The 6,875-nt window shown below is 59.8% G+C and carries 9 protein-coding genes and 1 pseudogene; 6 read left to right on the forward strand and 4 right to left on the reverse strand.

Translation table 11 applies throughout. The annotated features are described in order from the left end of the window. Nucleotides 1-415 precede the first annotated feature (415 nt). Nucleotides 416-1,612: pseudogene (locus NKJ90_RS33015) on the reverse strand (IS256 family transposase). 243 nt (nucleotides 1,613-1,855) lie between these two features. Continuing rightward, complete coding sequence (locus NKJ90_RS33020) at nucleotides 1,856-2,011, reverse strand: hypothetical protein (protein ID WP_352487745.1); 156 nt, start codon at nucleotides 2,009-2,011, stop codon at nucleotides 1,856-1,858. 144 nt (nucleotides 2,012-2,155) lie between these two features. Between NKJ90_RS33020 and NKJ90_RS33025 the strand changes: the two genes are divergently transcribed. Next, entirely contained in the window at nucleotides 2,156-2,359 is a 204-nt protein-coding gene (locus NKJ90_RS33025) for a CsbD family protein (RefSeq protein ID WP_023763179.1), read from the forward strand. 429 nt (nucleotides 2,360-2,788) lie between these two features. Here NKJ90_RS33025 and NKJ90_RS33030 read toward each other — a convergent pair whose 3' ends face one another. Next, nucleotides 2,789-2,962 (reverse strand): hypothetical protein, encoded by a 174-nt coding sequence (locus NKJ90_RS33030; RefSeq protein ID WP_352487746.1) that lies wholly within the window; start codon nucleotides 2,960-2,962, stop codon nucleotides 2,789-2,791. A gap of 290 nt (nucleotides 2,963-3,252) precedes the next feature. Continuing rightward, complete coding sequence (locus tag NKJ90_RS33035) at nucleotides 3,253-3,483, reverse strand: hypothetical protein (protein WP_023763181.1); 231 nt, start codon at nucleotides 3,481-3,483, stop codon at nucleotides 3,253-3,255. Between the two features lie 392 nt (nucleotides 3,484-3,875). Here NKJ90_RS33035 and NKJ90_RS33040 point away from each other — a divergent pair, with 392 nt between their 5' ends. The 5 genes from NKJ90_RS33040 to NKJ90_RS33060 all read left to right on the forward strand — a co-directional run bounded on the left by NKJ90_RS33040 (nucleotide 3,876) and on the right by NKJ90_RS33060 (nucleotide 6,741). After that, nucleotides 3,876-4,346 (forward strand): Hsp20 family protein, encoded by a 471-nt coding sequence (locus tag NKJ90_RS33040; RefSeq protein WP_352487747.1) that lies wholly within the window; start codon nucleotides 3,876-3,878, stop codon nucleotides 4,344-4,346. Nucleotides 4,347-4,421: 75 nt separating this feature from the next. Then, complete coding sequence (locus NKJ90_RS33045; protein ID WP_352487748.1) at nucleotides 4,422-4,916, forward strand: Hsp20/alpha crystallin family protein; 495 nt, start codon at nucleotides 4,422-4,424, stop codon at nucleotides 4,914-4,916. Between the two features lie 68 nt (nucleotides 4,917-4,984). After that, entirely contained in the window at nucleotides 4,985-5,737 is a 753-nt protein-coding gene (locus tag NKJ90_RS33050; RefSeq protein ID WP_352487749.1) for an NADH dehydrogenase ubiquinone Fe-S protein 4, read from the forward strand. Between the two features lie 335 nt (nucleotides 5,738-6,072). Next, a complete protein-coding gene (locus NKJ90_RS33055) occupies nucleotides 6,073-6,438 on the forward strand; it encodes an SPW repeat protein (RefSeq protein ID WP_352487750.1) in 366 nt (121 codons plus the stop codon). Nucleotides 6,439-6,531: 93 nt separating this feature from the next. Next, on the forward strand, nucleotides 6,532-6,741 hold the full coding sequence (locus tag NKJ90_RS33060) for a DUF3072 domain-containing protein (RefSeq protein ID WP_352487751.1): 210 nt from the start codon (nucleotides 6,532-6,534) through the stop codon (nucleotides 6,739-6,741). Nucleotides 6,742-6,875 lie beyond the last annotated feature (134 nt).

A 6,875-nucleotide genomic window follows, 5' to 3' on the forward strand; every position in this document is an offset into this window, starting at 1 on the left:
CCGCTTTTTCAGCGACCGCGCAATTTGTTCGAACACCGACTGCATGCCAGCAAACTGGCGAATGCCTCTTCTGTTCCAACCATTGTTTCCTCGACCACAGGCAAATCCGCAGTCGCTCGCCTGGACCGGCGCCGCAAAGCACGCGACCCCGCGTGAGCGGCTTCTCGGCACAGGACGATTGGACGCCCGGCTTTCCGAGCCGGGATTCCTGAACCCGCAAGGGCGGGGTTCGATATCCGGCGCGGTTCGAAAGAGCACACAAAACGCTCCTATGAATCAAAACCGCCTTCGCACCGCTACCCGCATAAGCTTGCGGCCAAGGAGAGCCTCTCTTGACGCAAGCGCGGATCGTGTCCCTGGGAGTGGTGTAGCTGACGGCTTTGGTCGCCGTGCTCTCCGGCATTGGCCGGGCTGATCAGCGCGCCACGGCTGGCAAGCTGATCAGAGGATCATCGCTCATTTGCGACATCGTTTCCAGTGTCATGTATCTTGCGCGCTGGACGGCCCATTCATCGTTCTGTTCGAGCAGCAGGGCGCCGACGAGGCGCACGATCGCATCGTCGTTCGGGAAGATTCCGACGACCTCGGTGCGCCGCTTGATCTCGCCGTTGAGACGCTCGATCGGATTCGTCGAGTGGAGCTTGGCGCGATGTTCCTTAGGGAAGGTCATGTAGGCCAGCACGTCGGGCTCGGCGTCGTCCATGATTGTCGCCAATTTCGGCACCTTCGGCCGGATCTGGTCGGCGACGGTGCGCCATTGTACGGACGCGGCCTCGGGCGTCTCCTGGGCGAAAGCGGTGCCGATGAAGGCTGAGACGACCCTGCGGCCGCTCTTGCCGGCATGGGCCAGCACGTTCCTCATGAAGTGGACGCGGCACCTCTGCCATGTCGCGCTGAGCACCTTGGTGACGGCCGCCTTGAGGCCTTCGTGCGCATCGGAGACGACGAGCTTGACGCCGCGCAGGCCGCGACGGGTCAGCTTGCGCAGGAACTCCGTCCAGATCGGCTCGGCCTCCGAGGTGCCGATCTCCATGCCAAGCACCTCGCGCCGGCCGTCCGCGTTGACGCCGACGGCGATGATGACGGCGACGCAGACGATGCGGCCGCCACGGCGCACCTTCAGGTAGGTCGCATCGATCCACAGGTATGGCCAGTCGCCTTCGATCGGCCGGTCGAGGAAGGCCTTCACCTTGCCGTCGATCTCCTCGCACAGCCGAGAGACCTGGCTCTCGGAGATGCCGCTCATGCCCATCGCCTTGACCAGGTCGTCGACCGAGCGTGTCGAGATGCCCTGTATATAGGCTTCCTGGATCACTGCGGTCAGCGCCTTCTCGGCCATGCGTCTCGGTTCGAGAAAGCCCGGGAAGTAGGAGCCCTTCCTCAGCTTCGGGATGCGCAGCTCGACCGTGCCGGCGCGAGTCTCCCAGTCCCGGTCGCGGTACCGTTGCGCTAGGCCGTCCGAAGTGGGCTCTTCTCGCCATAGGCAGCACCCGTCGCGGCGCCCACCTCCATCTCCATCAGACGCTCGGCGGCAAAGCCGATCATCTCACGCAACAGATCGGTGTCGGGTGTCTTCTCCACGAGCGCGCAGGTTCATCATGTCGTCGGTCATCGGTAGTCCTTCCGGTCAAAGGTTGGTGTCGCAACCAGACCCTACCGGAAAGCGCCGATGACCACCGCAAAGCCGCTCGCTCCCTACAGCGCCATCGAGGGCGCGCTCGCGAGCAGCTTTTGCTACCGCCGAGCTACACCACTTACGGGGACACGACCCAAGCGCGGTCATTCAACAACTTATCAACCACCCACAATGCCGCGTGGCGTGGCATTCGACGTCTAGAACAAAGAACCTATGTAGTCAGACGGCGAAAGCAGCGATCTTGACGGTGAAGTTCTCCTTGTCCAGCAAGCCCACAAGACTCTGGAACCTCCGATTGGTGTTTTCCTGAGATATCGGCCAGATCACGGTGAAACCGACAGCCAGTGATTTGGGCACGGATTTCTGCAGCGTCATGAGGGATCGCAAAGGCCTTTCGCGCGTAACGATCGTGCTGGTGGCAAGCACGGCGCGGTACCTATGTGAGCCCGCGTTTCAAAATCAGCAGGAACTTCTCTTACCGGATAACGTTTTCATTTCGGAAACCAGGAGATCACTGCCATGGATTGGGACCGCGTCGAAGGAAATTGGAAGCAGGTTAAGGGCAAGGTCAAGGAACAGTGGGGCAAACTTACGGACGACGACCTAGACCGCATCGGCGGTAAACGCGACCAACTTGAAGGCATCATTCAGGAGCGCTACGGCCTGGAGAAGGATCAGGTTCGCCGGGACATTGACGAGTGGTATGGCAGGCAAGACTGGTAGACGGTTGCCGCGACGCTCGAACGGCATAACAGATTCGTGGTATCCCTTGCTGGCCTCAAGCTCATGCTGCGGACAGCTGATAAGCACCTATCGGCCGTCATTGGCGAGGCTTCGAGCGGCGGGATTGCCCTTTCCATCGTGCGTTGCCGGAATCCGATCAGGACGTGCCGTTCACGGCGGAATTTGGCGAGCGCATCGTGCGCAGAAACTTCCCTGCCCAGCTTCAACCCGCTCCAGCTCGGCGGTGCTTCTTCAGCCTGGTAATCGCAGCCTTGTCGACAGTAATCAGGCCTCCGCAATCAATTCGCACCGTCAATTTATCGGCTTCGCGATCGACGCGAGTAACATCCCCAACGAGAACGACCTTATCTCCTGCTCGGGTTTTAGGTGGCGGATCGATCGCATAGGGATGGTTATATGATGGGATGCTTACTCTAGCGCGCCCGTGATCACCGTACTGGTCAGCGCCACTTCGTCACCGATCTCAAATTCCCGAGGCATGCTATGGTGCAACATGGGTTTCCTGCGGTGCTTTTTCTTAATAATGCTGGCAAACTGACTTGGTTGCGCGAAATCGTAGCGAATGGCGAATGCCGAACTCATTTCTCTCGGAGGGCCCCGCCAGCGTGAAATTTCCTTCCATCGAAACCACGCAGGACAGCGATCGGCTCGGGCCATCTGCTGACCTGCTCCCACCTGGCGATGCTCGGCGCCTCCGTATCGGCACCTCCCACACCACGAAATTTGGTGGGCTAGCCAGATCGGAAGCTAAGAGACGATCACGAACGGTGCTGCGGCGCTCACGTCGCGCCAGCCTGGCACTCCTCCTTGCTTTGCTCGCACCTGCGCACTCAGCAGACATGAACCGCCGCCATCGCGCAGCCGGTAGTGTCTCAGTTTGAAATTCGCCGACCTCTGCGGCGCTGCTTAGAAAGGGCCTTCAATAGGTCCGCTTCATCTGTGATCCCGTTCTGGAAAGCGTTGACGACTTCCTCGGCGAGTGCTTCCATCTGCGCCACGTCTTTCTTGGCGAGGAAGCGCTCCTTGGATATTTGGTCGAACACTCGCTTTAGCAGGGCCAGATCAGCGGCGTCGAATGCTCCGCCATAGCGTCGCAGTGGCATTTGCCGTCCTTCAAACTTGGCTTGATTGCCTGACTGTCTCACAAACGATGAATGACCGCTACCAGCCGTACACGGAATGGCGCGGCTTTCCCATTATCCAACTTGGAGGGGCGCAATGCTGGAGGTGGAAGGCTGGAAAATCGCTTGGGGCGTGGTTTTCGAATTTGTTTCATATATGGACACTAGCCTTCGGCCTTATGATCCGAAATCTACCGGGCATCGAAGAAATTTCACTGCTCGCTGAAAATTTTCCTATGCGCCCTCTTGAAGCCACAAGGCCCTGTTATAAATAGCTAATTGCCGGTCGCCAGATGGGGCCGGTAGAGCCTAGGAGGCTTCAAGGCGATCCTAGGCCTTGTTGCAAACCATGTTGCTCAAAGGAGGATATGGCTATGAGGACAAACCTTGATTTTGCCCCCCTGTTCCGGTCCAGCATCGGCTTCGACCGCGTCTTCGACATGCTGGAAAATGCGAGCCGCGTCACTGCGACAGACAATTGGCCGCCCTACGACATCGCCAAGGCTGGTGAGGACGACTATCGCATCACCATGGCGGTCGCCGGCTTCTCGCAGGATCAGCTGACAATCACTCATCAGCCTAACCTGTTGATTGTGAGTGGGTCGCAACCTGGCGAGGACAATGGCCAGTACCTCTATCGCGGCATTGCCGGGCCCGCTTTCGAGCGTCGGTTCGAACTGGCCGACCATGTGAAGGTCGTCGGCGCCAGCCTGAACAATGGGCTGCTGAACATCGATCTCAAGCGCGAGCTTCCCGAAGAGATGAAACCGCGCCGGATCGCCATCGCCGGCAGCACGGCAAAGGCAGCGCCGCGGCAGATCGAAGCCGAAAAGAGCGCGGCCTGAAGTCATCGTGAATCAGAAGCGTCAGGCACCGGCAATCGTCCGGTGCCGCGCGGTTGAACGTGGAGGTGAACGAAGATGAATATGCGTGACCTTATCCCGTGGGGCCGTAACAACAACCAGGCCCCGAGCATCTATAGCGGTGGCGATCCCTTTCTTTCGCTTCACCGCGAGGTGAACAGGCTCTTCGATGACGTGTTGAGGAGCTTCGAGACGCGCTTGCCTACTGCGGGGCAGCTTTCGCCTTTCGATGGCGGCTGGCCGAAGGTGGAGATCTCGGAGTCGGATAATGAGCTTCGCGTCACCGCCGAGGTTCCCGGCATGGAAGAGAAGGACATTGAAGTCCTGCTCGATGAGGACATGCTGACCCTGCGTGGCGAGAAGCGGTCGGAGACCGAGGAGAAAGGCTATTCCGAGCGATTCTACGGCCACTTCGAGCGGCGCATCCCCCTCGGCTATGAAGTCGAGGACGACAAGGTCAAGGCGTCCTTTGCCAATGGCATCCTGACCCTGACGCTGCCCAAGAACCCGAATGCGCAGTCGAAGGTGAAGCGTATCCCCATCACCCACTGACGCACAGAGCAGGCCGGAGGCGGTACCTAACTGCCTCCGGCGCATCCTTCGCTCCACGGGAGGGACGAATGATGCCGAAGCAAGCAAGTGAAGTCACACCAGTCGTAGAAAGTCTCGGCCCGGCAAACGACAACTGCGGGCGAGCGCTGTCATTCGGCAGATCCGAGTTCCCGCCTGATGCGGTCGCGCGGATCTACCAGCCTTGCCGGTCGGTCATGAGCTCGGGCCGTGCGCGACCGAAAGGATGGCGGCTGGTGTTCGAGCGGCGTATCGCACCCGTCATCGAGCCCCTGATGGGTTACACCGGAAGCTGTGACACCCTGACCCAAGTGGAGCTCGATTTTTCGACGGCTCAGGCGGCCATCGACTATGCCGAACGTCAGGGCCTCGCGTACAGGGTTCAAGGAAGCCCGGCGGCCGAAAAATCCATTGTCGAACCTTCCGATGCTGAGAAGCGGCTGCAGCCCGGCGCGGATCTTGTCTGGAACCGCCTCCAGTTGGCGTTGCTACAGACCAGTTACGACGCTGTTTCGCAGGCGTCGCATTATCGGCCCGCATTGACGGACCCGGAGCCACTTTTTGCCTCGCCGATAGAAGTCGTCGTCGACCCCCTTTTGACCGTCGAAGAGAAACGCGCCGTCCTGCGCAACTGGGCGTGGAATGAGTATCTGGTCGATCTCGCAACATCCGAGGGAATGCCGGAAAACGCACGTCCGACCCGGCTCGACGAAGTGGAACAGGCGCTGCTCGCATTGGAACCACGGATGACGGCAGCGAACCTGACCGTTTCGATCTCGGAACAAAAGCAGAAGGCAATGTGAGGTGACGCTATGGATCCGATCATCGTGTTCGATTGTGAAAATGCCGTTCCCAACCGTTTTGCGCTGGCCGTCGCCGCAGCGGGCCGTGCGCTCAGCCGGGGCGCCGAGCCTTGCCCGACAAAGCGACGATGCCAGTGGAACCGCCATGCGCGAGATCGCCGGCAACCGCTTCCGGCCCGACGAGGTCGAGCCTTTCCTTCTGGCCGGCTGGTTCCGCGTGATTGGGCCCGGCAGGTGAAGAAAGCTTCGCGGTGACCACGGACAGTCCTCGGCCGCCGCGCCCGTTCTCAACCAGAGGACGGTTCACTGACCATGTCACGAAAGGAGGATGAACAATGCAGAAATGGCTGAAATCTGAAAATCGTCCGGTGATCGACATCGTCAATTTGGTCGCCGGAATCGCGCTAGCAATATCGCCCTGGTATCTCGGGTTTGCGGCTGAAGCCTATGCGGCCTGGAACGCCTGGATCGCCGGTGCGGTGATCGCCCTGATCGCCGTGGGTGCGCTGGTTGCGATCCACGAATACGAGGAATGGGCAAACATCGTGGTTGGGCTGTGCACATTGGTCTCGCCTTGGGTCCTCGGTTTTTCGGCCGTGGCAGCGGCCCTGTGGGCGCATGTGATCGTAGGCGTCATAGTGGCGGTCCTGGCAGCGGGAAGCCTCTGGTCCTTCGGCAACCGTCCGCTTTCGAAGGCCTGACCAACGCCCTCCTTATCCCGCGTCCGGGCTGCCGTGCGCAGGAACAAAAGCAGATCAAAATGCGTTTCGTCATTCTGACGTGAGGAGAGCGCCATGCAACCTTCGGACCGCGCCAAAAGCGAAAGCATCAATAAGGCCCCTGATGAATGGACTAGCGGTGACGACCCGATGACGCCGGCCCAAGCTTCCTACCTGAAGACGCTTTGTGAGCAGGCGGGCGACGAACAAAGTTTTGCCGACGACCTCAGTAAGGCTGAGGCTTCCAAGCGCATCGATGCGCTGAGGACCAAATTAAGGCTTTAGAGCTTTTTGGGGGAATCCGGTGACATGCATAGACACTCCGACCGGGCCATGAGCAGCAGGCGTCGATCGGGTCGTGCTGTGGAATCTTGTCGCCATGAGCGATGAACCGAGGTGACTTGCCGAAGGAACAGCGG

It is taken from the genome of Mesorhizobium sp. M0051 (genome assembly GCF_040323235.1).
GTDB lineage: Bacteria > Pseudomonadota > Alphaproteobacteria > Rhizobiales > Rhizobiaceae > Mesorhizobium.

Excerpts from the sequence above, each read along its gene's own strand:
- NKJ90_RS33025 (WP_023763179.1), top strand. The coding sequence starts at position 2,156 with ATGGATTGGGACCGCGTCGAAGGAAATTGGAAGCAGGTTAAGGGCAAG.
- NKJ90_RS33050 (WP_352487749.1), top strand. The coding sequence starts at position 4,985 with ATGATGCCGAAGCAAGCAAGTGAAGTCACACCAGTCGTAGAAAGTCTC.
- NKJ90_RS33040 (WP_352487747.1), top strand. The coding sequence starts at position 3,876 with ATGAGGACAAACCTTGATTTTGCCCCCCTGTTCCGGTCCAGCATCGGC.
- NKJ90_RS33035 (WP_023763181.1), bottom strand. The coding sequence starts at position 3,483 with ATGCCACTGCGACGCTATGGCGGAGCATTCGACGCCGCTGATCTGGCC.
- NKJ90_RS33030 (WP_352487746.1), bottom strand. The coding sequence starts at position 2,962 with ATGAGTTCGGCATTCGCCATTCGCTACGATTTCGCGCAACCAAGTCAG.
- NKJ90_RS33060 (WP_352487751.1), top strand. The coding sequence starts at position 6,532 with ATGCAACCTTCGGACCGCGCCAAAAGCGAAAGCATCAATAAGGCCCCT.
- NKJ90_RS33055 (WP_352487750.1), top strand. The coding sequence starts at position 6,073 with ATGCAGAAATGGCTGAAATCTGAAAATCGTCCGGTGATCGACATCGTC.
- NKJ90_RS33045 (WP_352487748.1), top strand. The coding sequence starts at position 4,422 with ATGAATATGCGTGACCTTATCCCGTGGGGCCGTAACAACAACCAGGCC.
- NKJ90_RS33020 (WP_352487745.1), bottom strand. The coding sequence starts at position 2,011 with ATGACGCTGCAGAAATCCGTGCCCAAATCACTGGCTGTCGGTTTCACC.